At 39.5% G+C, this 24,265-nt stretch carries 18 protein-coding genes; all 18 read right to left on the bottom strand.

Translation table 11 applies throughout. The annotated features are described in order from the left end of the window. Nucleotides 1-54: 54 nt before the first annotated feature. Nucleotides 55-1,911 (bottom strand): right-handed parallel beta-helix repeat-containing protein, encoded by a 1,857-nt coding sequence (locus Bovatus_RS03115; RefSeq protein WP_052587808.1) that lies wholly within the window; start codon nucleotides 1,909-1,911, stop codon nucleotides 55-57. Between the two features lie 35 nt (nucleotides 1,912-1,946). Continuing rightward, a complete protein-coding gene (locus Bovatus_RS03110) occupies nucleotides 1,947-4,043 on the bottom strand; it encodes an aceric acid hydrolase (RefSeq protein WP_004296073.1) in 2,097 nt (698 codons plus the stop codon). A 128-nt stretch (nucleotides 4,044-4,171) separates the two neighbouring features. Next, nucleotides 4,172-4,921, bottom strand: a complete 750-nt coding sequence (locus Bovatus_RS03105; protein ID WP_004296074.1) for a DUF5131 family protein — start codon at nucleotides 4,919-4,921, stop codon at nucleotides 4,172-4,174. A gap of 152 nt (nucleotides 4,922-5,073) precedes the next feature. Beyond that, nucleotides 5,074-5,472: a hypothetical protein gene (locus tag Bovatus_RS25615; protein WP_074558326.1), complete on the bottom strand. Its 399-nt coding sequence runs from the start codon at nucleotides 5,470-5,472 to the stop codon at nucleotides 5,074-5,076. 349 nt (nucleotides 5,473-5,821) lie between these two features. Next, complete coding sequence (locus Bovatus_RS03095; RefSeq protein WP_004296076.1) at nucleotides 5,822-6,760, bottom strand: N-acetylmuramoyl-L-alanine amidase; 939 nt, start codon at nucleotides 6,758-6,760, stop codon at nucleotides 5,822-5,824. A 28-nt stretch (nucleotides 6,761-6,788) separates the two neighbouring features. Then, a complete protein-coding gene (locus Bovatus_RS03090; protein WP_004296077.1) occupies nucleotides 6,789-7,139 on the bottom strand; it encodes a hypothetical protein in 351 nt (116 codons plus the stop codon). An 85-nt stretch (nucleotides 7,140-7,224) separates the two neighbouring features. After that, nucleotides 7,225-7,743 carry an HU family DNA-binding protein gene (locus Bovatus_RS03085; protein ID WP_004296078.1) on the bottom strand — a complete coding sequence of 173 codons (519 nt, stop codon included), beginning with the start codon at nucleotides 7,741-7,743 and terminating at the stop codon, nucleotides 7,225-7,227. 312 nt (nucleotides 7,744-8,055) lie between these two features. Continuing rightward, the gene (locus tag Bovatus_RS03080) at nucleotides 8,056-10,005 is read right to left on the bottom strand and encodes a protein-disulfide reductase DsbD family protein (RefSeq protein WP_004296080.1); all 1,950 of its coding nucleotides are present in this window, start codon (nucleotides 10,003-10,005) and stop codon (nucleotides 8,056-8,058) included. Nucleotides 10,006-10,062: 57 nt separating this feature from the next. Then, nucleotides 10,063-10,578 (bottom strand): hypothetical protein, encoded by a 516-nt coding sequence (locus Bovatus_RS03075; RefSeq protein ID WP_059365497.1) that lies wholly within the window; start codon nucleotides 10,576-10,578, stop codon nucleotides 10,063-10,065. 168 nt (nucleotides 10,579-10,746) lie between these two features. Further along, complete coding sequence (locus Bovatus_RS03070) at nucleotides 10,747-11,283, bottom strand: hypothetical protein (RefSeq protein WP_004296082.1); 537 nt, start codon at nucleotides 11,281-11,283, stop codon at nucleotides 10,747-10,749. Nucleotides 11,284-11,450: 167 nt separating this feature from the next. Then, nucleotides 11,451-12,713, bottom strand: coding sequence for a serpin family protein (locus Bovatus_RS03065; protein WP_004296084.1), 1,263 nt, complete (start codon nucleotides 12,711-12,713; stop codon nucleotides 11,451-11,453). A 13-nt stretch (nucleotides 12,714-12,726) separates the two neighbouring features. After that, complete coding sequence (locus Bovatus_RS03060; RefSeq protein WP_004296085.1) at nucleotides 12,727-14,103, bottom strand: C10 family peptidase; 1,377 nt, start codon at nucleotides 14,101-14,103, stop codon at nucleotides 12,727-12,729. Nucleotides 14,104-14,234: 131 nt separating this feature from the next. Beyond that, a complete protein-coding gene (locus Bovatus_RS03055) occupies nucleotides 14,235-16,079 on the bottom strand; it encodes a S41 family peptidase (protein ID WP_004296086.1) in 1,845 nt (614 codons plus the stop codon). A 29-nt stretch (nucleotides 16,080-16,108) separates the two neighbouring features. Next, nucleotides 16,109-18,646 carry a PL29 family lyase N-terminal domain-containing protein gene (locus Bovatus_RS03050; RefSeq protein ID WP_052587825.1) on the bottom strand — a complete coding sequence of 846 codons (2,538 nt, stop codon included), beginning with the start codon at nucleotides 18,644-18,646 and terminating at the stop codon, nucleotides 16,109-16,111. An 81-nt stretch (nucleotides 18,647-18,727) separates the two neighbouring features. Further along, nucleotides 18,728-20,947, bottom strand: a complete 2,220-nt coding sequence (locus Bovatus_RS03045; protein WP_004296088.1) for a hypothetical protein — start codon at nucleotides 20,945-20,947, stop codon at nucleotides 18,728-18,730. A gap of 21 nt (nucleotides 20,948-20,968) precedes the next feature. After that, a complete protein-coding gene (locus Bovatus_RS03040) occupies nucleotides 20,969-22,024 on the bottom strand; it encodes an Omp28-related outer membrane protein (RefSeq protein ID WP_004296089.1) in 1,056 nt (351 codons plus the stop codon). 9 nt (nucleotides 22,025-22,033) lie between these two features. Beyond that, nucleotides 22,034-23,152: an Omp28-related outer membrane protein gene (locus tag Bovatus_RS03035; protein WP_004296090.1), complete on the bottom strand. Its 1,119-nt coding sequence runs from the start codon at nucleotides 23,150-23,152 to the stop codon at nucleotides 22,034-22,036. A gap of 5 nt (nucleotides 23,153-23,157) precedes the next feature. Further along, nucleotides 23,158-24,255: an Omp28-related outer membrane protein gene (locus Bovatus_RS03030; protein ID WP_004296091.1), complete on the bottom strand. Its 1,098-nt coding sequence runs from the start codon at nucleotides 24,253-24,255 to the stop codon at nucleotides 23,158-23,160. Nucleotides 24,256-24,265 lie beyond the last annotated feature (10 nt).

Raw genomic sequence — 24,265 nt, 5'->3', positions numbered from 1 at the left:
TCCACCATGGTGGAACGAAGCATATCTTACAATAAGATTATTTATCGGCTGCTATTAATAATTCAGCAGATCCTTATACGCTGCTTCCACTCCCGCACGTTCACGAATAACATTATCCACCTTCGGGCCATTGTTCTCCCATACATTTCCCGGGCCATTGGCATTTTGCAGATACTTCTCTCCTTCTGTCCAATTATCACGTACAGTAATAAAGGAAGAACCTTCATCCGTATAAAGATAGAACCAGTGATTAGGATCGTGTACATACCCCGGTTTATAAATACTATGCACGCAATTCTCCGTTACATAACTTTTCGGCTGCGAACCGAGTGTGTAAATACCTGCCACATCATACATGTGTTTCGCATAATGATGAATCAGATTGGCATGTACTCTGTTATTACGCATACAATTCACAGTTTGCGTCCATCCCCAACCAAGACTAATGCCACTATAAGGCACTTCGCTGATTTCATTATGCTCGATATTGACGTCCCCTACATATCCCGCAGCAATGGCAAGGCATCCCCAATCTTCATTGCCTATTTCCGTGAAATAGCAATTATTGATTTGTTGCTGTGTGCATACTTCCCGACGATCAGCAGGATCGTATGGCAAATGCGTCTCATGAGCAGCCGGAGAAAAACTGCCGACTAACAGACCATTTCCGGCAATATCGCGGAAGAGACAGCCACGAACAACACCGCCTTGCACCGCTTCTTCATAATCCAATCCGGTTGAGCCTAAATGTTCGAATCGGCACCGCTCGAAATCAATCTGCCTTGCAGCAACCACACGAACAGCAGCTGCGGGACGTCCCAACCATCCTTGGTTATCCAACGGATGATTCAAGTAGTTCCGTTGCATTTTCGGATCAATCCGGTAACCATCTGTCAGATACATACCTGCCTGAAGAGGTACATGTCCTTTTTCTGACGGACGCATCCACGTAGTATAGGAAAAAGTAATTTTCTCAAAACGAATATGACACACAGGGCGATCCAAAGTTCCTTCCACCCGTACTAATGTCTCAACAGCAGGCACGATCACTTCCGCCTCCTGCATCTTCTCTCCTTCCCGTGGATAATAATATACTTTACGGGCATCTATATCATGATACCATTCTCCAGGTACATCCTGTAATTCACGAGCATTTGTCAGATAGAAAGCAGAATTATGTCCGTTCGTCGTCACCATCGGACGCGGCCAGGGATGCTCAAACTGAATCCGGCTTTCCGGTTGATGAAAACGTATTGCCGCACTATCTCCCTGCACTTCAACTGAACGAATCCGAAGATTGGCAACACACCACATCTGATGTAATACCATCTCGGCATATTTAGCTTTCAAATTCCCTTTATTATCAATAAGTCTGCGAATGGAAACTGCAGGTACATAAAGAATTTCATTCTTCTCATCCACACTGCAAATGCGATTCATCTTTTCGAAATCTTCCACATCACGGGCACGAACTGCCTTTTTTCCATTCACCCACAACTGGCGGAAATCCAATGGACGTCCATTAAATGCCGGGACATCTGCTACCCAAACTTTCCCTTGCTTCTTCCAGCCATTTATGCTGATTCCCCCACTCAATATCACCTTTTCATCGCCTACCGAACGAATGACTGTGGGCGATTCCTTGGTTCCGCTATCTTCCGGACGGATAAAAACCGGTTCATGGAAGGCATACGTTCCACCTTCCATATAGATTGTGATTCCACCTTGAATACGGTTATCCTCTGTCCTGCGCCATTCTCGTGCTTGTCGCAAGGCAGAAGTCAGCGTGGCTTTAGGAGATTGACGAGTTCCGTCGTTGAAGTCACTGCCCTTGGGAGAAATCCATATCTCACCAGCCAATAGCCAGTGACTGCACAAGATACATATAGCCGTTACAAATAACTTTTTCATGTTTTTTTTCATTTCTGTATACTAAACAATCCGGACTATCTGGCAAGAGGCATCCATACAGTCATTTCTCCCTTTCCTCTGTTTCCCCAGGCATAATAAGGAATCAAGCGGATATTTACTGTCTTTTCAGCCTGAACAACCGGCCGGTAAAGCACTCCTTCCCACGAAGTTGCAGATGCCAGACGTGCCATTCCTTCAAGTGCAACAATCGGACTGCCTTCAATTGTGATTTTTTTCGGAGTTAGTTTTATATCAGCGGGAATCAATACATTATCAATCTTTTCCCCGTTTGCAATATCCATACTTTCCAGACAGTAAACCAACGGCCCGCGCTTCACGACCACCTGATTACGAATCTCCTCTGCTAACGGATGAGCTTCGAGCAAACGGACAGGCATATCCATCACCAGCTCCACTACATCCCCCTTCTTCCATGTACGATTTACTTCCGCATACGAATTTGCCTTTGCATTGGTTTGCAGCGGCTGTCCATTCACTGCGAGCGTAGCCTTTTCGCACCATTCAGGAATACGTAAGAAGAGCGAGAAAGCACCTGCCTTACGAGGAACTCTATCCAACGTTACACGTACCTTTCCTTCCCAGGGATAATCCGTCTCTTGTGTTAATGCCAGCTCTCCTTTGTCTTTCCAAGTCGTAGTCAGCGTGTTTGCACCATACAAGTTACAGTAAATGCCTTCCGGACTCAATGTGTAGGCGTAATTCTGTGCCTGACACAATGTACGCAATGTATTCGGCGGGCAGCAGAAACAACTGATATATTCCGTCCGTTCCTTCGGCCAACGAAGCGTGTAAGGAAGATCGGCACTGATACGAAGCGGATTGGTATAGAAATATTTCTTTCCATCCAGACTGATACCGCTCAATACACTATTATAAAGACAAGTCTCTACAAGATCAGCATATTTCGCATCCCCTGTCACTTCCAGCATACGCCAGTTGAAAAGCATATTTCCGATATTGGCACACGTTTCATTATGCGCAGTGCTATTCGGCAACTGATAAGGACGTCCATAACTCTGATGCACTTTCTGAATACTATCCGGCTCATAACACGTTCCATCGGGCGATGTACCATCATAAAGAGCACCGCAAGCTCCGGTCACGTACATTTTCCGGGTTACGATATCATTCCAGATACTAGTCAGATTCTTCATTAATTGCTGCTCACCGATTTCTGCATATACATCTGCTACTCCTGCATACAGATAATTTGCACGTACGGCATGCCCCATTGCACGATACTGGTCGCGGAAAGGAATACGATCCTGATTATCATCCGTTCCGTTTTCCACCATACCGCGAATATCAATCAGGTTCTTCGAAAGTTCCAGATAACGGGGATTTCCTGTGGCACGATACATTTCGACCACTCCCATATAATGTGAAGGGCAAATGGCATTACGAGCCAGTTCGGCAGAAGCCGTTTCGTAAAAGTGGCAAAGAAAATCCGTTGTTTTTACGGCAGCATCAAAAAGAGTAGTCTTTCCGGTGGCACGACGATGCACAATACCCGCCATCATCAGGTGTCCCAGGTTATATGTCTCAAAGTTCAACCGATTGGCAAAAGCTCCTTTTTCATTCTCATCACCTACTTTCGTTCCAATGACCGTTTGTTTATACTGATCCCCTAATGCATGGGAGTCAATCCCTTTATTCAGTTCTTCGATAACAACAGGTGTATGTATATAACCATCTGCACGTTGGGCTTTTACGACACAAGCAATAAAGTTATCCATTAACTTATCCAGTTCCGGATCTTTGTTGACAGCATAGACAGAAGCCACTCCTTCCATCCACTTATACATATCTCCGTCATGGAACGGAGGTCCCCAATGTTCACCCTTGCACACACCGGCAGCAATCTCAAAATTACGGAAACCGTGAGAGATCTCCGGCGTGTTCCAAGTGTTCCACATACTTTGCAGGGAAGTCCGGCTAAATACCTGAAAGCGATCTCCCCAGAATCCATCTGTCCAATGTACGGCACTGATTCCGGTATTCGCCATCTTCGCAAAACGGCTCTGACTCATATCCGTCAATCCATTGCTTTGCGCAAGTGCTCCCGTAACGGAGGCGGAAGCTAAAAGAAGTAACAGTTTTATCTGTTTCATTAATATGGATAATTTAAAATTTACACAATATCTTTATAAAAAGACGTGATTATCCGTATTTTGTACTCAATAAAACAAAAAAGCGAAGATTGCCAAGCAACCCTCGCTTTCAGTAAAAAATATCTAAACTAACCTTTTATTTCTTGTTTATCAGGCGTATAATTCAATCCTGCCTTCCTCGCCTGCGAATGTTGAAACTGTCGGGCAATTTTGTATTCATGTCCCTCTTTCAGCAAATAACTCCCAGTCTGCTTGAACCAAAAGCCGACATTCGCATCTATACATTGCTGCCGGATATCCAGCACCCACTCGTAGTCACACATTCGGGCTTCCTTTCCCGACTCTCCTCCGGCAACCACCTGTTCCACCCAATCCCCTAACTCACCTCTAAAATCAATCCGGCTAAGAAGCGGCTCGCAGATAATAATTTTATGTTTAATAGGAATTTCTCTATAAATAGGTAGACGATAATCCACCCTATCCTGATTCTCCATTGTGCAGCAGATTGTTACGTTCTCATACCCATCACCCCAATCCGGAGGCAGACACTGTTGTAATCGATCGATTCGTTTGGTGATAAAGAGGAAATGCAAGTCCTGCCGTATCCGTATCATCTCCCATGCTTCGGCACGCCATTCGTCGGCATCTTCTATCAGAAAATCCGAAGTAAAACAGGTATATACCAGATTTCCCGAAGGTATCTTATACGTACCGTTCTTTTTTCGAAGCAAAGGTAAATCAAACTTCTCCGTCTTTGTCACCACCGAACTGTCTTTTCCATATTTACCATCCGTCCGGTACACATAACAATGCCGACAGCCCTCACTCAATTTGTGACAGCCGTGCCAGAGATTCCACATTGAAGCCTTTTCACCCATCTTCTTTTTTCTTCAAAGATATATTTAATCTATGATATAACCATAAAAAGAGTGCACCTTATTCTTCAACAGAATAAAGGTGCACCAAAACACAAACAAAACAAACAATAGAGCGACCTTCACAGGCAGCCGATCCACGAGGGATCTTTATCTTAGTCAGCCCATCTTGACGATGGCAGCTTTCTTTTACCATATTTTTTTATCCAGGCATAAGATTTTCTTTTCCTTAGATAAAGTGAATCTCCACAATGTATCGACGCTTCCCAGTCGAAAATGGAGTGATTCCGGAACATCCGTTCCACCCAATACAGGAAATGATATGCGGACAAAGGTATCAACATAAACCACCATGATATCCACAGCGATACCCCTACTGCCGGCACCAATGTAGGCAAAAAGCATTCCGTGTATTGCCTTACATGAATCCGATTTTCCATTTCCTCCCAAAATTCTAATTGCTTATAACGGGTAAAGTAGCACCCAAAAATCATAAAAGAATGTTTCTTTTTATCGAGAAGACATTTTGCTAATCGACTATTATATATAATCATTAATCCCTAATATTGTTTGTTAGTTACCTTCTGCAAAGGTCCGTATAATCACAAATACGGCAAATTATATTCATGTCTAAGAGAGCAATATCTGTTTACAAACAAGACTAATAGCAAATATTATAAATAGCCTGTTTCAATATATGCAAAATTCAAACTCAAAAGCTACCACTTTTACGTTATTCGCACATTTAGGGCTACACAATTCCAATTATCACAATAAAAAATTTCGCCCTCATTCTCATTGTATATCCCGATGATGAATATGAATATTATTGAACAATCACTCCATTAAGCCCGATATACCTCTACAAAGATAGTATTATTCTATATATTTCTATGCAAATCCTCAAAAAAGAATTCTCCTCTTTTTATAAATAAAGTAAAGTAACATCAATGCCGATATACTAATTATTAGCATCCAACTTATATTTTTCCTATAATATAAGCTATTCTCTTCCTCCTCACAAACCACTTTGTGATGATTCGTGTCGATGAAAGATGATATTTGAGTATCTTCTTTCTCATCTATCCTCTCTTTCTTTTCAAAAACCTTATTCACCGTCTTTCTGCTACCTGAAATAAAACAGGTGGAAGAGAAATCCCCTGTCGCAGTATCTTTCCCCAATACTACCAATATTTGTTCGGTAGACTCCTCCATCCGTTCCAGCATCTTCTTTTCCTGATTAACATCATACGAAGCCACATGGGAAGAATGCCCGGAAGAACTTGAATCCATCTGCACCTCATTGCTTCTACTGATAACTTCCTTCTTACTCCTGCATCCCGACAACACCCCCGGAAGAACAAGAATCAGCAATAAAACAAACAGCAGCTCCCTCCCACTCTTCATAAACTCCCTCACATCAAAACAAGGACACGCTTTCACATATTCATAAGGTTCGATCACCCCGTCTCCATTCAAATCCGGCGAAGTATCCCGGTGTCCCAATACCTGAAGAATAGCATATTGCCGTTGCAAATCCATTATTACTTGATAAAGTACACGTTTTTGAGCATTTGTCCGGGTATCTGCCGGATGTCCGTTCTCATCCAGTCCCCCGATATAACAGATCCCGACACTTCGCTCATTCCAACCTTTACAATGCGCTCCTGCCAAATCAATCTCCCTTCCTTTCTCCAGTCTTCCGTCCAGACGGATAACATAATGATAACCGATACCATTGAACCCACGTTCCCGGTGCCAACGGTCAATATCTGCGGCGGTAAAATCCTGTCCGGCTTTTGTAGCCGAGCAATGCACTATAATAGAATCTATCTTTCTCATGACATTTTATTTTTATCAACTAACCTCATTAATATTCCGAAGGAGGAATGCGCTTCACACACCCTCTGATCTCACACTTTTTCACCTCCGACTCTTTCTGTGCCAACTCCACCTCATGGCATTTATGTATCCAGTCGATCTTCTCTTCCTGCTCCTTGCGAAGCTCGATATAAAGCCCGTCTATTTTCTCGTCCCGCTGTGCCAGGCGATCTTCCAGCCAATCCACCTTTTTACGACGATTTTCTTCTTCCAGACTGCTCACGTCTGCCTCTTCTTTCCGTGCATCCGTTTTCCGGCAAGAGATATATCTCACCATCCATTTCACCGCTTCCAAACCACCCATAGCAGTAATAAAAGCAAGGATTGTAGTTATTTGCATATTGATCTATTTATGTAGTTATAAAGAAAGAATGAGGCCGAAGCCCCATTCCATACAAAATCGCTAATTCCCGACTTTCCGTTTATCAAGCTGCCGGATCGGGTGCTTCACCATTACCTCCTGCACCTCCGTCAGGATCCGGTGCTTCGCCTCCTTCGCCTGAATCACCGTCGATGATACTTGAGTCGTTGATATGATCCAAATCCTTAAACTTCAATCCATCCGAACGCGTCGAAGTTCCCGTAAAGAGACGGATATCCGAATTCGCACGAAAACAAACCCGCAGACCACTGATGTCGGATACAGTAAAGTCTTCTGCCTTTTCCGTTCCTTTGCTTTGAGCTGAAAGGAAAAAGTAACCCAATCCCTTAATGTTCACTGAACGGCCCGAAAGTAATGTCTTACGTAGAAGTGTACGAAAATCTTTCAATACACTAATTGTTTCACCCTCACTTACACCGGAAGTAGAAGAGATTTCTTTTGCAAACTCATCCAGTGTAGCGCTCGTATCATATTGATAAGAAATCACCGGATACACTTTCTTTCCTGCCTCTTTGTTGGTCGGATCACACAGACGTTGAACTCTTTTAAATCTAATTGCCATAATACTTTTCTTTTTTTAAATGAATACTGTTTAATAATTACTTCGCTAACGTTAACAATGCAAAGATGCGACATATTCAACGGACATGAAACGACAAGCGATTATCGGCACTACAGAGCCTACAAACAGTATTTATAGCAAATAATCAACCCAATACCTGGAAAAAAGCGACAAGCAGAGGGACAAGGGAGCATAAAAAAGACCGGCAAACAAAGTCACGCTTTGTATGCCGGTCCCACTACCTAAAAACAAATTCCTTTTCTAATCCTATCGATCACAAGTCCAGGTTAAAAAGAGAATCAATGACTAAATTCATTTTACGTAATGTTCCAATCCTTTCTGTAAAAACTCAATATAAGAAGTAATATCTTCATTATATGCATACGACTTATTCAACGGATAACCTTCATTATCCAGCAATACATAAAAAGGCTGTGCATTTGCTCCAAACTTCACACGTTGCAGATAGCTCCATTTATCCCCTACCGAGCGTAAGGTACGTTCCGTTCCATTTTCCGTTACTTTGAGCGGCTCATTCAATGGAGTCTTATCATCTACATACAAAGAGATAAGCACATATTTATCATTGATGATACCGCCTACCTTACTATCTGTCCATACTGCCGCCTCCATCTTACGACAATTCACACAACCATATCCGGTAAAGTCGACCATCACAGGCATTCCCTGTTGCCGTGCATACTCCATCCCAATATCATAGTCCTTGAATCTGGGGTGAACCTCATTCGAATATAGATTAAAGTCCTGTGTCATCACAGGAGGAGCAAATGCACTGACAGCTTTCAAAGGTGCTCCCCAAAGTCCGGGGATCATATACACAGCAAACGCTAAAGAGACAAGTGCAAGAAAGAAGCGGGCTACGCCTACCCTACTTTCATCACCGTCATGCGGAAACTTGATCTTTCCTAACAGATATAACCCCATCAGTCCGAAAATCACAATCCATAATGCAAGGAAGGTTTCCCTATCCAAAATTCTCCAGCCATAAGCTAAATCCGCAACCGACAAGAATTTCAAGGCAAAAGCCAGTTCCAGAAAGCCCAATGTCACTTTAATTACATTCATCCACCCTCCTGACTTAGGCATTGATTTCAGCCACGAAGGAAAAAGAGCAAACAGTGTGAATGGTAAAGCCAAAGCGATGGCAAAGCCTAACATTCCGATAGCAGGAGCAATCACGCTACCAGTTGTAGAAACCTGTACGAGCAGAAAGCCGATAATCGGCCCTGTACAAGAGAAAGACACCAGAGATAACGTAAATGCCATCAGAAAAATACTTAGCAGCCCACTCGTCGCTTCCGCTTTGCTATCCACAGCATTACTCCATTTAGAAGGCAAAGTAAGTTCAAATGCCCCAAAGAAAGAAGCAGCAAAAATAATCAGCATCAAGAAAAAAAGAATATTGAATACGGCATTCGTTGATAAAGCGTTCAATGCACTAGCACCAAATATTAAAGTAATTGCTAATCCCAGTGTTACATAAATCACCACAATCGAAGCACCATAAGTCCATGCATCCCGAATCCCTTTCTTCTTGTCTTTGTTTCTTTTCAGGAAGAAACTCACAGTCATAGGAATAATCGGCCATACACAAGGAGTAAACAAAGCCAATAAACCGCCAAGAAATCCGGTGACAAAGACATACAGCCAAGATTTATCCTCTTGAGAATGTTCTTCCCCCAACTCTTGCAGTTCATTAATAACCGGCTTCCAAAGATCACTTTCCGATTGCTTCTCTAGCACATTTGCCGGCCTCTCTTCCTCTTCTTTTGCAACTGCTATATCTGCTTCTGCTTTTTTCCCATATTGAAAAGGAATTTGAGTCGGAGGTAAACAGCTCTCATCATTACAAGCCCCAAACTCCAGAAACCCTTCTATAAAGTAATCATTTCCTGTAAATCTCACTTTTTGGATAAACTGTACCGTATCTTCAAAATAACGCACGTTCATCTCGAACATCTTATCATAGATGCTGATTTCTTTTCCAACAGGTTGTAATTTACCCACTGTTTCTACATGACTACTCGCATTGATGTTGAAAGTAGCGGAAATAGGCCCATCATCCCCTAGTCCAGTCGAGTATACATGCCATCCTTTCTCTATCGAAGCGGTAAACACGATTTCCGCTTCCGTTTCAGAGGTCATTTTCAACTCATTTTTGAACTTTACAGGCTCCTTGATTTGTGCTTGTATATTCCCGATAGTGTACCAACCTACTAATAAAAATAAAATAATTCTCATTTTCTAAGTTCTAAATTATAATCTATTATACAACAAATTTATTTCGCTGTTTATATTCTATTGTGCTCGTCGGTCTCTTATATCTTTCAGCATCTCTATATATTCTGGAGAAGGATTCTTATTAGAGGTATCTGCATTTGATGGCGGGGGTATCACTTTGATGAATAAGAAGATGCAGAATATCACCCAAATAAGATTTATTGCTAAAAAAATCCAAACTTGCTTCATACGTTGTCGTTGTTTTTCTTTAGTTTCATTACGATATTTATCAGCAATAGACAAATATTGTCCATCGCTAATAAATAATCTATGAGCAACAAAAGTGAATATAACAGCCAAAAGTATACCTAACTCTTCATTGTTTGGTACTTCCAATGAATGTAATACTCCAACTATTGGGCCAACAAAAACAAAAGTAAACAATGAAGTCGGTAGTAATAACCCTGCCACTTCCGGTAACCGCTTTTCTCCCCACAATCTAAGCTGCCATATATATGTTCGATAAAACAGATATTCATATATCTCATATATATATTCAAACCAACACCTCTGATTTTTCTTCTCTAAAAACATTGTTTACTAATTATTTATTACTCTTATTTTATCAAATAGCAAGCATCATTAGAATATTACCAACTCCTCCAGATTGCTACTGCATGAAAAGCAAAAAGAAGCCACCAAACAATAGAACAAGAAACTCATCATATTTTTATCATTCATAGTATTCTTTTTTTTAGTTAATTAATTATTTACCTGCGTAATAGAACGAAACCACTTATACTCCCCCTCTACTCCTTCTCTCCATACTTTCAATTGATATGGCTTGGTTACAAAATATTTGTTTAAAGTAGGATTGTAAATTCTTACAGCAAAATTGTATGTTCCTTCACCACCATATAGTACTACAACAGTCGCATACCAATCAGAATTAAATATTTCCTTTATAGACTCACTCGCAGGTACAGGTCTATCTATCCAAAATCCATACTCATTCCCTTGATAGGCACCTCTCGGTATGACTATCGGATATTCAGAATCATAATTTACTATTGATATGTATGTATTAGACAAAGGACATTTATCACTCTCCCCAATACATAATAATTCACTTAAAGGTACTGTTTCTTCGTAATGGTTTGAAAGTATAATATCCCAACTAGTTATCACATTATCCACGACTTCATATTCTAATTTACTTTCAGAATCATCATCCGAACAACTGCTCAACCAAAATATTCCTAAGAATATTATTAGCTTATATAAAATATTTGTATTCATACTATTAATTCTTTGGGTTAATTCATCCTTCTATTAAAGAAATGGCAATATTACATTTATTCTCTCCTGGTTCTTCTTCATTTTTCCGCCCAATTATAAAAGATTTTATTATAAAAAGCAGAAACAAAGGTCGTTATCAGGAGTTTCAGTAATACATAATAATAGCTTTATAATTTAGTTACTTGTCCCATAAAAAGGATGAGCCCCGTACTCTTTTCTTTTATCATAAATATAAATGGGCGATCCATAAAAAAATGAATTATATCTTTGTCATCTCCTGTTGAAGTGGCAGGAACTTCTGTCGTAATAGCTGCACTTTCAGTTCCTTCTTCATTTACTTCCAAATAAGTAAACTGCTCCAATGAACTAAGATATAAATTTTCAGATGCCGATATATTTCTAAAATCCGCTAAACCTAAAATAAAGGCATCTTTCATTCCCAAAACACTCATATCACTATTCAATGGCTTTTGATATTTAAAAGAAAACTTAGGCATTTTAACCTGTAATTTTTGATAAGACATTTGCGTCTCGCATTGTTTCCAAGCATCATTTGATAACCATAATAAACTTTCCTCTAATGAACTATTTTCTACTGGCAAAACAACGACCATGCTAAATGCTTCATTACCATAAGGAAATTCAGCTATTGCAAATTTCTCATTGTTCATACAACGAAAACTTTCTTCTTGACACATCATATCTACCTTAACTTGTTCTCCATCTATGTTTGTAAAGAAATCATTTTTTGTTACTTCTTTTGAGAATGGATTAGTCCATTTCCCCTTAAAATATAATGCATTAATCAAAATTAAACGAGCTTCCGGAGATATCTCATCCATTATGTCAACAAGCCGATTTTCAGTATTTCTAGCACACCAAGCATTTATTGTAGCTATTGCAGATGCTGAACTAAAATCCAAACTTTCAACCCAAGCATTATATTTCAATTTATTTATATCAATAAATGTGTTTTTTACAACAAAACCCTGATTTATCCAAACAGAATTAGCTATACCAATTTGAGTTGTATTGTCTATATTTAATAAGGAGGACATAAGTTTCTGATTATAAGTATTAACCTCATCCATAGAAGAAGAAGAAAAGCCCAATACCTTTTTTATTTCAGTAAGCGTGTTTCCATTTGCTCCATTTGCTGACATAGAAAGACAAAGAGATACACTGAAAGGTGATATGAATATATTTGTTTTTCTATTTTCTGAAACACATACTTGTTTGAATAGCTGAAATGCAAAATCATTAGTTGATTCTGACATAGCTTGTTCTTCATGAGAAAGAATGATATCAACACGTGCCTTGGGCTCTTGTTGTTCATTTTTAGGGGACTCTTGCTCTTCAATTATCTCGTCGTTACTATGACAAGCTGCGAACAAACACAATATTCCTAATATTATTTCTTTCTTAAACATAACATTATTGTATTTAATAAATTATTATTTCATTTGAATAGCCGTAATTTACCATTACAAGTGACTGTGATATGTTACAATCAATAATTTCATCTACAAATTCCCGTTTACTAACATTAAAAATACCTGGCAGGAAATATCCATCTCCTGTCCCCTGCCATCCCCAATTACAATGCAACATAGTTCCTTGTTCGCGTCTAGTATAAGTAACCGGGGGATTATATCCACTCGTTTCTGTTATTACAACATCTCTTTCACAATTTAAATATCCATCTATAATCCACGCATGCCCACTAGAATTGCCCATATTAGAACCTCTTATATAAACAGGTTTACTAGCATTAAGTAACTTATATATTTTATCCATATTATCTTTAATAGTAACCCATTTTGCATCTTTATAATAAACAGGGTCTAATGATTTTAATCCAGCAAGTACATCTTCTATTGTAGCCCCTGTTCCTCCCTCATGAAAAAAGACATTAAAACATTTACCAATATGGTGGAGAACATCTGCAAGTTGATCAACATATTCACTTTTTTCCGGTAAAGGCAAAGCATCCGGATAATAAGGAAAATAATTTTTCATATTTAGATAATTCGATACTAATTTTAAATTATTCCATGGATAAGTTGCAGAATCTCCCGGTGCAGACATAGGATGACGATTAGAAGACATCATTTGAGCTGCTGCTATAACAGTACATCCAACAGACATTTGTGCTGTATATCCATTCCAAGTGACATAATCCATTTTCATATTAAATGGATAACCTTGATTCCACTTAACCTCAACTAAAGGTCCAACGTATGATATAGGTTCCCATTCTCCATATATATATGTTTTATCTACTTTGATGCGTGGAGTTACAACCATTGACTCTGCCAATAAATCATATATATAATCAATGCTTACCTCATTATTTCTTCCCCAATTATTAGTAAGTGTATTTATTGGTTCGTTATTAATATTTCGTCTATATGCATTAATCATGGCACTATTTAACTTCTTTGCATCTAGAGTACCCTTCTCTGTTAATGCATATATAGGTTCAAGAGAGTATCGAGCTCCTAAAACAGCAAAACCTTGATTATCCGCAAAATTTACGACATATGCAACAGTATCTGATAATGAATATCCATTGCTACGAGTTATAGAATTACCGCCACAAACACTTATAGCTTCAATCTGTCTCGTACAACCGCTACGTGTTTTAACAGGCATGGCATCCATCATTAAATAGAGTCCCTTTATTGCTTTTTCAATGGGAACCACATCATCCTGATTTATTCCATCGACTGGAATAGATTCTCTAAAATTAATATCAAGTGTTTCTTCAGAACACCCTATTAATATTAACAGAAAACAGAAAATAAGATTTTTTTTCATACGTAATATATTTAATAGTTAAAAAACAGCCTAATAATTAATGCAAAATGGGGATGCCCTCACTAACACCTTATCGAGAAGCATCCCCTTTAACTTAAGAGAAAATTTATTTCACAAGAGATTTAGTCTTACTAATATAAGTTTTCTACTTCCGGCTTGTTATAAATAACAGAGCCAAAAGTTCCTATCGAGCGTTTCACAGACACAGATGGTAATCTTTGAATTCCATCCATTTGTGGACGTTCCATTTTCATCTTTCCACTGCGAACTTTAGCTTTGCCTGTATTGGGTTCCACTCCTTGAATATCACACAAAGCATACCATAACGGTAAATTGAAATCGAAGTTATCCCAATCTCCAAAAGCATACGGAAACGCATTATCAATATCATCCGTATAGTCTGCATTTTGATTATTCAACATTACATCTGGTTCAATTCCATCAGCATAATCCCCCCAATCCTTTGCATTGAACGAACGGAAAGTAATCGGAGCAAATTCGTAATAAGAGTTACCATATTTATACTCTTGTACCTCCATACCTACATTTTTTCCTTCAGTACGACTACCAAATAGTTTTACAGGGAAATCAATTCCTCTTAATCCACTAATTACCAATTCACTGGAAGAAGCTGTCTCTTCCGAACAGATAATCCGTATGGAATTCAAACCTAAATCATCTCCATCACCAAACCGAATATATTCATCTGCACCAGAACTACGTTGCATCCTCATGAAAACATCAGAACGATGTGAAGAACCTGCAATAGAAGCTGATAAATAGCGTGACAATTCAACCGCACCTCCGTAATTATAACGTAAATCCAAGATTAAATCGGTAATACCTTCCGTTTTGAACTGCTGTATCATATATTTTAACTCTTCCGCATAATTCAAATCAAAACCTTGATAAACAAGGTAAGCCACATTCAAATTACCTTCTTTTTCTTTTATAAACATAGAATAAAGTACCGGATTGTTATTATAAGTACCTGTCGTCAAAATAACACTTCCATCTACTAATTCATATTTTTGCAAATCTTCATTAGGCACATAGCGTCTATATCCAATATTGAATGACTCCCCTCCACTTGCATAATATAATGCATTCATGTATTGCTGATAGTTGTTTTTATTCAAGGTTACCCCATTCACAGCAACAATTACATCACCGCGTCTTAATCCAGCTTTTGCTGCAGGAGAATCAACAAATACATATCCAATAGACAAACCGATTGTCGTTCTATCTGCCATATAGGAAGAAAAAAATGTTCCTAATCCTGTTCCTACCATGCTTGTAGCACGAGTTGTGGCACGAGTATCGCTAGAACCTACTTTTTCAATATATGAATAAATATAACGTTGACCGGCATTCACAGAATATGCACGGGAAATTCCTCCATCTTCTGTATTTGTTTTCATCTTCAAAAGGTAGGTAGATAAAAAGTTATCATACGAAACATTTTTGCAATCAACTTCCAGTGTATTATACTCATCCTTGAATAGATAATGTTCCTTCAAATAGTTATGCATAAATTCATTTAAAGCAATATCCGCAGAAGATACGTCACCAGATCCTGATTGTGTTATAGTACATACAACTTCAGGTGTTTTATATCCCTCAACTTGCACAAGCACTGTTAATATACGATTCTGTCCGGCTTCATTTTTATCAACCTTTACCCTGAATCCTCCTTTACCGGCAGTAGAACTACCACTGGTATTAGTAATAGCCGCCCAGTCCGATCCTGTAGAGTATTGTAAAGAAGGAGTCCATTTTCCTGAAGCGGTAAATGAGATTTCAACAGTCTCCCCATAAAGTGAAACAGTCTTTTCCGTTTCACTGCTAATTGCAGTGATTCCATTATCCGTACCGCCAACTTCTCCTCCGTCATCACTATCCGAACAATTACTGAAAGCAATCAGACACAAAGCAAGCAATACTACACTATAAAAGCTATTAAATAAGTTTTTCATCTATTATTTTATTAAATTAGAAATTAAAATTATTGCGTCGGAGCATCTACTACAGTTTTAGAAACCTCGTAAAAACGTCCTTCTTCATCTATCCAGGTAACATTGATATTAGTTGGCAATGTTCCATAAGTACTTCCCGAATAAGTTGTTGTTTGTTTTACACCATTTTGCATCACATACCTGATTTGTTCATCATACATACCAGTCAGGTAATCTGCCGGTCCCGCAAATACATAAAAGACTTTACAGGCAGACTTCGGTTTCACAGTATAAGAAACGGTGTAGAATTTGTCTTTTTCTATCTTGTCAATTGTTACTTCCGGAACACTGGCATTCCACAAATCGGCATCCCTTTCTTTTCGCACATAAGTCGGCTTTGCACTTGTATATTCCTTCTTTGTTACACTCGAAGAAGGATTACCATCAGCATCAACTGCTATCATGAACAGTACATATTCTGAATTAAATGCAATATCCTCAATCACCAGTTGATGATTCTTCAGTTCAGCAGCAACAATTTCAGTAACATTATCATTCATAATCAATGCTTGCTTTACTGTTTCTTCATTTCCCCAATACGGATAGCTTTTGAAATCACTCAATTTCATGTGGACATAACGGAATTTCACCGGATTTCCGGTCGGAGTCAGCGTTAAAGTCGCAGACACGGTTCCTGCCTCTATTGCCACATCCACCGAAATAGAAGAATTATAAGATATTTCCTTGGAATCAGCCTGTACTTTGACTAACGCCCCGAGTTGTCCTTTGTCATTTAATGCTACTGCAATAAAAAAGCCTTTTGTTCCCGGTTCTAAAGAAGCTCTTTCAAAGTTTTTTGCCTCTTTGGAAGAATCACCATTTTTAATAAGATAGGAAATAACCTCTTTGTCAGTGCTATAATTTGCCAAAGTCTGTTCTTTCATATAAGAATAATAGAACTTATAACAGTCAGTTCCGGGAGTAATGGTCGCACTTACACTTGAAACTGTAGTAACAACACCACTAATATTTATGGTCGCTGTTCCGTCATACGTCAACGCAGGAACGGGAATCTCCACCGCTACCAGCTCTTCTGTTCTATACCCCTTTTCTTCTTTATAAGGAATAGCCCAAAGTACGTATGTTGTTCCCGGTATTACTTTCGGAAGAAAATCTAGCACTTTTCCCTCCAATGGCCCATTATAATCCGAATACTGTTTAGTTCCGCCACCATAAGCCAAATCGTCAATAACCCCTTCTGGTGAATAATTAGACTTATCTAAAATCCCTGTATAAAAAACGTCACAGCCCTTTCTAATTGCAGAAACCGTTGCACCTTCAAACGTAATATTCGAAATCTTTAGTTCTACAGTCGGAGCTATCTTAATCACAGTAGCAATCACATCGTCAGGCAAACATACACTACCTGCCTCAAATGGGGGCACTGCCCAAATCATATATGTCTTTCCGGCTTCAGGATCCTTACCTATCAGTTCTGCCAATGGCATTTTATCAAGAGGTTCTGTCTTCATATACATACGGGCAGTATATCCGTTCACTAATTCAGCCACACTCTCTGCACTATATTCATTGATTTCCAATACTCCCAAATAATACATTTCTATGCCATTCGTCAAAGTAGTAGAAACTGTCTGCCCCACAGTAGATATAACTATAGGAGCATCCCCTATGATTACGGGAATCTCTGCGATAATACTCTGTCCGTTAGATGCAACAGCCATTATAGCTACTTTGCCACTCGTCTCCGCATACTGATTTTCTGCCACAGGAGCAGTAATAGTCAGTCCTTTTCCTGTCAGGGAAGCTTTCCAACCATCAGGTTTTGTTACGGTATATTTCGAAATTCCACTCATTTCAACTGAAATCAATTTCTCCTCACCATTCGTAAAGTATTGCTTTCCGGACAATATATCACATTTCAGTTCCTTAGATTTCGACAACTTTAATATTGTGCCATCTTTCAGAGTAAAATACGCATAATCATCATCCTGACTAACTCCACTAAAAAGAGAGGTATCTCCCGTTCCTTCTCCAGATGCGTAAACACCGGTAGGTTCCCAAGTCTTTCCACCGTCCGTAGAAATCTCCCATTCTTTCGTATTCGTATTAATGCGAATCTTAGGAGCGGCAGCCGTTACAGGCATCATTTTTCCTTCTCCATCTTTCAAGAATGTCTTTTTACCGTCTATACTAGTTATTCCCCAATAATAGATACCATCCTCTTCGTTCTTTATCACGGTTATTTGCGGAGCATCCTCCCCATTTTCACCATTACGAATAGTTACTTCTGTCTTATCTGAAAACTTAATTGTATAACTTCCGTCTTCATTCTCCAATACAGAAGCGATTGATTTATTTTGAGATAAAGCATCTGTCAGTGTCTTCAATGTGGAAATATCCGTCTGTACACTTTGTAACGAAGCTTCTAACTTATCCATGCGGTCTTCCAGACCGGAAATTGAGTTTTTTAAATCATCGTCATTATAACATGACGACAACATTACCACACATACTGCCAGGAAACATACATATTTCCCCATACTACATAAAAAATATTTTCTTCTCATATCCATGATAATTTAGATGATTAGAGAAAACCGCACGACAGACTTCCACGCTATCGTGCGGAATAATTGTGCCAATACTATTTATTTGGCGTGAGGATGTTTACCCAGTTTTTTCAAATCAAGATAAATAGTACTTCCGCTCATCATCGCACCAGGAGTACTCTTATCCACTTTCTCCTTAATAATCGTATTTGCAGGAATCCGTCTATCTTTCTTTATAACTTGTGGTTTTGCTGTTCCTATCATACCCTTTACTGATTTCGGAGCATCCGGGAACAATACAGAAGGATCAGTAATAATACCTTTATCTTTATCATAGAATACAGTATAAAGGTCGCCAATAACTTCATTGCCATCACTATCTGCCCCAATTGGTACACATAAAGCAACTAAACGTTTGGCTTCACTTGTCTTATCGTATGATTGAGTCGTTGAATTTACTGTTGTCAAGCCATAATCCAAACAATGTTCCTTCCATACATCCATACACTCCTGATAGGTATAATCACCACTTGCAGAATACGCATCTTCAAGAATTGTATGATAAACTTTAGCCACATCCTTTATAATGGAAAACTGGACAGTGAAATTATTCATTTCACTCATATATGCACGTAATTCCATAGTTGGATTCGGACCTGCCACAATTGCTTCGGTAGTAGCTTTTACAATCTTCACATCCGTCAATACGCCATTCCAGTCTTCAGCCATATATGCAAATATATATTCGGTAGCCGGCTCCAGACCGGTCCATGCAAAGCTTTCCACTCCTCCATTCGCATTTGCAGGCCATACATTCGAATCTGTTGACAACAAATACTTTATCAATTCAGCTTTATTACCTTCTTCAAGTAAATCCGGTGTCATGATATATTGATGATAATATACTGCTGCCTCCTGATTATAGGAATAGTTCAAATTCAGACTTGTCCGTCCCGGATCAGAAATAGTAATATCTATTGTAGCCTTAGATGCTCCGGGATTATCTGTCACGCGTGCTTTGGTAGAAAAACACTTATTTTCCACTTTTGACAACTGTCCATACATATTACGTCCTACATAAGCGACAACATAAGAACTATTCGGAGCAAGATCATACTGATACTCTGTGGCTGTATACGAACCTTCCTGACTGAAATTCATATTTTTAATGCCCCATCCTTCCTGGTCTAAAGCTTGTGCCAGTGCCGTCATTGTAGCTTCGTCCGCATTCTCATAAGAAGCCCAATCCGCCTCACTAAACACACGATAGAACATGGCATAACAAGTACTCTCCATTTTTACATCCATATTAACAATAGAAGCACCTGTCTTTGTGATTTGTAGATCGCATTTCGCTTCTTTGGCATCATCAGGAATCTTCTTCAATTGAAAATCCTGACGTATATACTTTCCTTTATTTTTATTCTCATCCAATCCTATAGTCGTAGCTGTAATCTTTCTTGTCGGATCGGCAGTATAGCCAAAATTCACTATATATAATAATTCATCTTCAGATGCTTGTCCATCCTCTGCAGACTGCGTCCAATGTCTCATAAAGTCAATATACATATCCTTCCCATAAGCATTGATAAATGCATCGATAGGTTCGGAATCTCCACAGAATTGATAAAAATATTTGCAATCTTCATTCGGAATATATTGAATAGCAGCTGCCTGATAGCTAGAATGGACATCGATATCAACGCGAGGATCACCTATTACATCTCCTGAAGGAGTCTTGAGATAACAGATTTTCATATCAGCCGGATTTTGTCCGCCCTCATCATTACAGCCTACTGTTATAATCAAATATTCTGCTCCCGGTACAATCTCCGATTGGGAATATTTGGAATTTACCCAGTCAAACTCTGTATTCGGATAGCTGTCTCCCAATGTTTTCCTATTGAATGTATAAGCACCGGCACCCTCCGAATTATAGAGGGCTTCCAAAATCAAATCTTCGATTTCTTCTTCACTTGCACCGACACCACCACCTTCAAATAAATAGTTATACATACGGCATAAAGGGTAGACATCCAAACGATAAGATTGAACCTTATCTCCCGGAGTACATTCAAACACAAAGTTATTGGCGGTTTTACTGGTCACCTTGATACCGACTCCACGTTCACCACCATCTACTTCATTTTCAACCCACCTGATAGGAGTCGGCACGGGAGGAAGTGGAGTATCCGGTTCTTTCGGATTTTCCGGATCTACAGTCTGCTGTTCATCCTTATCCGAACACGATAATACCATAGGGCTTACAACTAGCACCAGCCCTAACAAAAGTAATAAGCTTAATAATTTCTTCTTCATAACTCAAAGTGATAAATATGATTAATCATTTGTATACTCATAATCGGCATCGCCATCAATAGCCTTGCAGACAGCCAAATTATTTACATATCCGTTTTCATCGGTAACCAATGCATAAAAAGAAAGATTCTCCGCATTCCATCCTTCTTCCATTATAACAGTATAACTTATGCTTTTCTCTTTACCGGCTGCTATATGTCCCAATTTATCGCCATCAACGGTAGCAGACAGTAATTTACGTACCACATGGTTATGTGTGTAATCACGATAAACTCCCCCGTCATTTTGTTGATATTTCAATCCGTTTTCTACCGCATATAAAATCAAACGATATTCAGCACCTTTTTCCGATTTAACGCTTACCGTCACATCAGCCTGTCCGTTATATTGTGACTGGATGGCCACTCCGCAAGATGCGGGATACTCCTCCAAAGACTTATTGAATACAGCTCGCATGACACTATAATTTTCAGACAACCCCATTGCCTCACGCATATCAACCACACATGAAGGATAACCGGAGATAGAAAACTTTCTGGAAAGGATCGAAGACTGTTCGATTGTCATCGGATCAGCACTTGTTCCATCGACATGAAATGACATCAGATAAATAACTCCCTCATAACTCGAACTTATCAGATAGTTCAGGCGAGTCATTCCTGCCGGACACATGGCACACCACGTCCCAGTAAACTCCATTGCACAAATGCGTCTTACAAACTTAGAAGGTTCACCCGGTGCAGCACTCGCAACAACCGTTACCAACTTGGATACATAGTTACCATAAGATGCTTCAAAAGCATAGGTTCCGGCTTTAGAAGTAGAAAATGTACTTCCATCCAAAGTTTGTCCGTCCATCACGGAACGGATGATTGCATCAGCAGTTACATCCATTCCCGCATGCATTACCGTAAAGGTTATAATATCCTTTCCATCAGCAGTCAACGTATTTTTATTGACGCTCAAAATCACTTCTGTCTGCTCCGAATCATCGGAATTGCCAGAACAGGAAATCCAGAAGATTCCTACACAGCATATACAGACCAGCAATATTATTTTATAGACATTTATACACATAACTCGTCTTTATTCGTTATACAAGTAATCTGCCGATTCTCCAAGTTTGCACTCATTTACGTTGTTACACGTATAAGTTTTTCCCCCATCCAGCGTTGTCAACATCGACACAATCACACGCATATTATCCGCATTCCATCCCGATTCCAACTGACAAGATCGTTGCATGGTAGATTCTATTCCCGCATTTACTGCTCCATTGAAACGGTCACCATTCAACGATGTGGACACCACTGCACGTACTACATTATTATGAGTATAATCATTTCCTCCATTCGTTTGAAAGTATTTGATACCATCCTCTACCAGATAAATCAAACAACGATAGGTATTTGTTACGTTGGAAGTTAATTTGGCAGTAATCGTCACCGTACGGTCAGAAGCATTATATACAGATTCAATCGCTACCCCGCAAGAAGCCGGATAGTTACTTAATTCTTTTTGAAGCTCCTCTTCAATCTGGCTCTTGATACTGATCATTTCTTTAGTACCTTTACGCAGATTGTAAAAGAGACGAGGCAGTCCGGAGAAATTGCCGAGAATATTAGTCCGGTAATTATTGGTAGCTGCCGTACTCATGGGATCCGTCATTCCCCCGAAATCCATGTGGAAAGAAGCTACCGCCAGTCGTCCCGGTTGTTCATTCTGAATTGCTTTCAATGTAGTGCTAAGCGCCGGACAAGCCTGACACCCGACAGAAGTAAACTGCATCCCCAGTAATTTATGATAATAGCTGGTTCCTCCTGATACGGGAGTAACCTGAACGGTCACTTCATTTTCACTAACCATTGCTTTTCCCTCATAATAGCGGGCTTTAAAAACATACGTACCCGGCACTGAAGTGCTGAAAGCACGAACGCCATAATCCAGATTTTCTTCTCCCGACTCCTTTACCAGAATCAGATTCATCGTGCTTTCTTCGCTTACATCTTGTGTGCCCAGTTTGACCGTAAAGGTCACTTTTTCTACCCCATCTGCCTGTATAGCCGTCTTATCGGCTGTAATCCGCAAAATGCCGTCATCCGTCCCTCCATTCTCCGTTTCGTCCGAACTACCGGAACAGGATGACAGCATTGCTAAACAAAGGATCATTACAATTGGTAGAATTGTCGAGTATAATTTCTTCATAAGCCTCAATCATTATAGAGATAGTCTATGCTACCGTTGATAGAACATTCGGTTATATTATCCACCATATATGCGTCATCTACTTTACGTAATGCATAAACCACTACACGCGATGTGGCAGGATTCAGGTTCTTTGCATTAGAAATGCTGAAAGTAGCGGCAGTGTGCTCCTGATTTGCATCCACAGTAAACCGTCCGTCAGTTGACATCGACAGATAATTGTTGGAAATAGCTTTTACCGTATAATCGTATGAGTTCTCATTTCCTCCGGATGCTGTCAAGCCATCAGTCACCAAGACATAAACCAGGTCATATTCTCCTCCCTCGCTCGACTTCAATGCAGCATTTACTGTAATTTCGCCAGTAGAAGAATTATAGGATGTATTTACCTTGATTCCGCATGTAGCCGGATATTTTCTAATTTGGCTTTGTAATGTCTGTTTGATAGCACTCACATTCCTGTCTATTGACATCACTTTTAAATCATAAATACAGGTAGGAAAGCCGGATGCTCCAAAACGGCTCATGATTGTGCTTGTCTGTGATAAATGGAAGGGATCAGTCGCTGAACTGCTGGAAGAATGAAAAGCCATTTTCACCATACGACCCGGCATCAGTTCTTCCACCTTCTTTAATGCCGAAGTCATGGCCGGACAATAGGTACACCAAGTCCCGGTCATTTTAAAAACACCCACCTTGCGATAGAAAAGTTCATAATTCTTACGATTCTGTGCGGTTACGGAAACTTCATCCGACTCCCAGTCCAGATAATATGCTTTAAATTTATGAGTCCCGTTTTCTACTGACACGAACGTATTGGTCCGTCTCTCCAGATAATCACCGGTAGTAACATCTTCAAAATATACATTCTTCATATATTCAGAGGTCGTCAGTACTTTCCCTTTGGCATCAGTCACCGTAAAAGTCGCCATATCTGTCCCGTTAGCTTCAATCTTGGCTTTATCCACAGTCAAAGTAATAGGTCCTGTCACTTCGCCGTTGTCCGGCTCTTCACCATTGTCGTCTGAATTGCCACTGCACGCTGTAAAACATCCGCATAGGCATATCAGACTTGACATAAAAAACATTGTAAATTTTCTCATATTCTATATT

The organism is Bacteroides ovatus, from assembly GCF_001314995.1.
GTDB lineage: Bacteria > Bacteroidota > Bacteroidia > Bacteroidales > Bacteroidaceae > Bacteroides > Bacteroides ovatus.
The sequence above is the reverse complement of the archived record's forward strand: the minus strand, read 5'-3'. Positions and strand labels throughout refer to the sequence as shown.

What these genes read in the sequence shown, in the direction of transcription:
- Bovatus_RS03115 (WP_052587808.1), bottom strand. Translation starts at nt 1,911, where the DNA reads ATGAAAAAGTTATTTGTAACGGCTATATGTATCTTGTGCAGTCACTGG.
- Bovatus_RS03110 (WP_004296073.1), bottom strand. Translation starts at nt 4,043, where the DNA reads ATGAAACAGATAAAACTGTTACTTCTTTTAGCTTCCGCCTCCGTTACG.
- Bovatus_RS03105 (WP_004296074.1), bottom strand. Translation starts at nt 4,921, where the DNA reads ATGGGTGAAAAGGCTTCAATGTGGAATCTCTGGCACGGCTGTCACAAA.
- Bovatus_RS25615 (WP_074558326.1), bottom strand. Translation starts at nt 5,472, where the DNA reads ATGATTATATATAATAGTCGATTAGCAAAATGTCTTCTCGATAAAAAG.
- Bovatus_RS03095 (WP_004296076.1), bottom strand. Translation starts at nt 6,760, where the DNA reads ATGAGAAAGATAGATTCTATTATAGTGCATTGCTCGGCTACAAAAGCC.
- Bovatus_RS03090 (WP_004296077.1), bottom strand. Translation starts at nt 7,139, where the DNA reads ATGCAAATAACTACAATCCTTGCTTTTATTACTGCTATGGGTGGTTTG.
- Bovatus_RS03085 (WP_004296078.1), bottom strand. Translation starts at nt 7,743, where the DNA reads ATGGCAATTAGATTTAAAAGAGTTCAACGTCTGTGTGATCCGACCAAC.
- Bovatus_RS03080 (WP_004296080.1), bottom strand. Translation starts at nt 10,005, where the DNA reads ATGAGAATTATTTTATTTTTATTAGTAGGTTGGTACACTATCGGGAAT.
- Bovatus_RS03075 (WP_059365497.1), bottom strand. Translation starts at nt 10,578, where the DNA reads ATGTTTTTAGAGAAGAAAAATCAGAGGTGTTGGTTTGAATATATATAT.
- Bovatus_RS03070 (WP_004296082.1), bottom strand. Translation starts at nt 11,283, where the DNA reads ATGAATACAAATATTTTATATAAGCTAATAATATTCTTAGGAATATTT.
- Bovatus_RS03065 (WP_004296084.1), bottom strand. Translation starts at nt 12,713, where the DNA reads ATGTTTAAGAAAGAAATAATATTAGGAATATTGTGTTTGTTCGCAGCT.
- Bovatus_RS03060 (WP_004296085.1), bottom strand. Translation starts at nt 14,103, where the DNA reads ATGAAAAAAAATCTTATTTTCTGTTTTCTGTTAATATTAATAGGGTGT.
- Bovatus_RS03055 (WP_004296086.1), bottom strand. Translation starts at nt 16,079, where the DNA reads ATGAAAAACTTATTTAATAGCTTTTATAGTGTAGTATTGCTTGCTTTG.
- Bovatus_RS03050 (WP_052587825.1), bottom strand. Translation starts at nt 18,646, where the DNA reads ATGAGAAGAAAATATTTTTTATGTAGTATGGGGAAATATGTATGTTTC.
- Bovatus_RS03045 (WP_004296088.1), bottom strand. Translation starts at nt 20,947, where the DNA reads ATGAAGAAGAAATTATTAAGCTTATTACTTTTGTTAGGGCTGGTGCTA.
- Bovatus_RS03040 (WP_004296089.1), bottom strand. Translation starts at nt 22,024, where the DNA reads ATGTGTATAAATGTCTATAAAATAATATTGCTGGTCTGTATATGCTGT.
- Bovatus_RS03035 (WP_004296090.1), bottom strand. Translation starts at nt 23,152, where the DNA reads ATGAAGAAATTATACTCGACAATTCTACCAATTGTAATGATCCTTTGT.
- Bovatus_RS03030 (WP_004296091.1), bottom strand. Translation starts at nt 24,255, where the DNA reads ATGAGAAAATTTACAATGTTTTTTATGTCAAGTCTGATATGCCTATGC.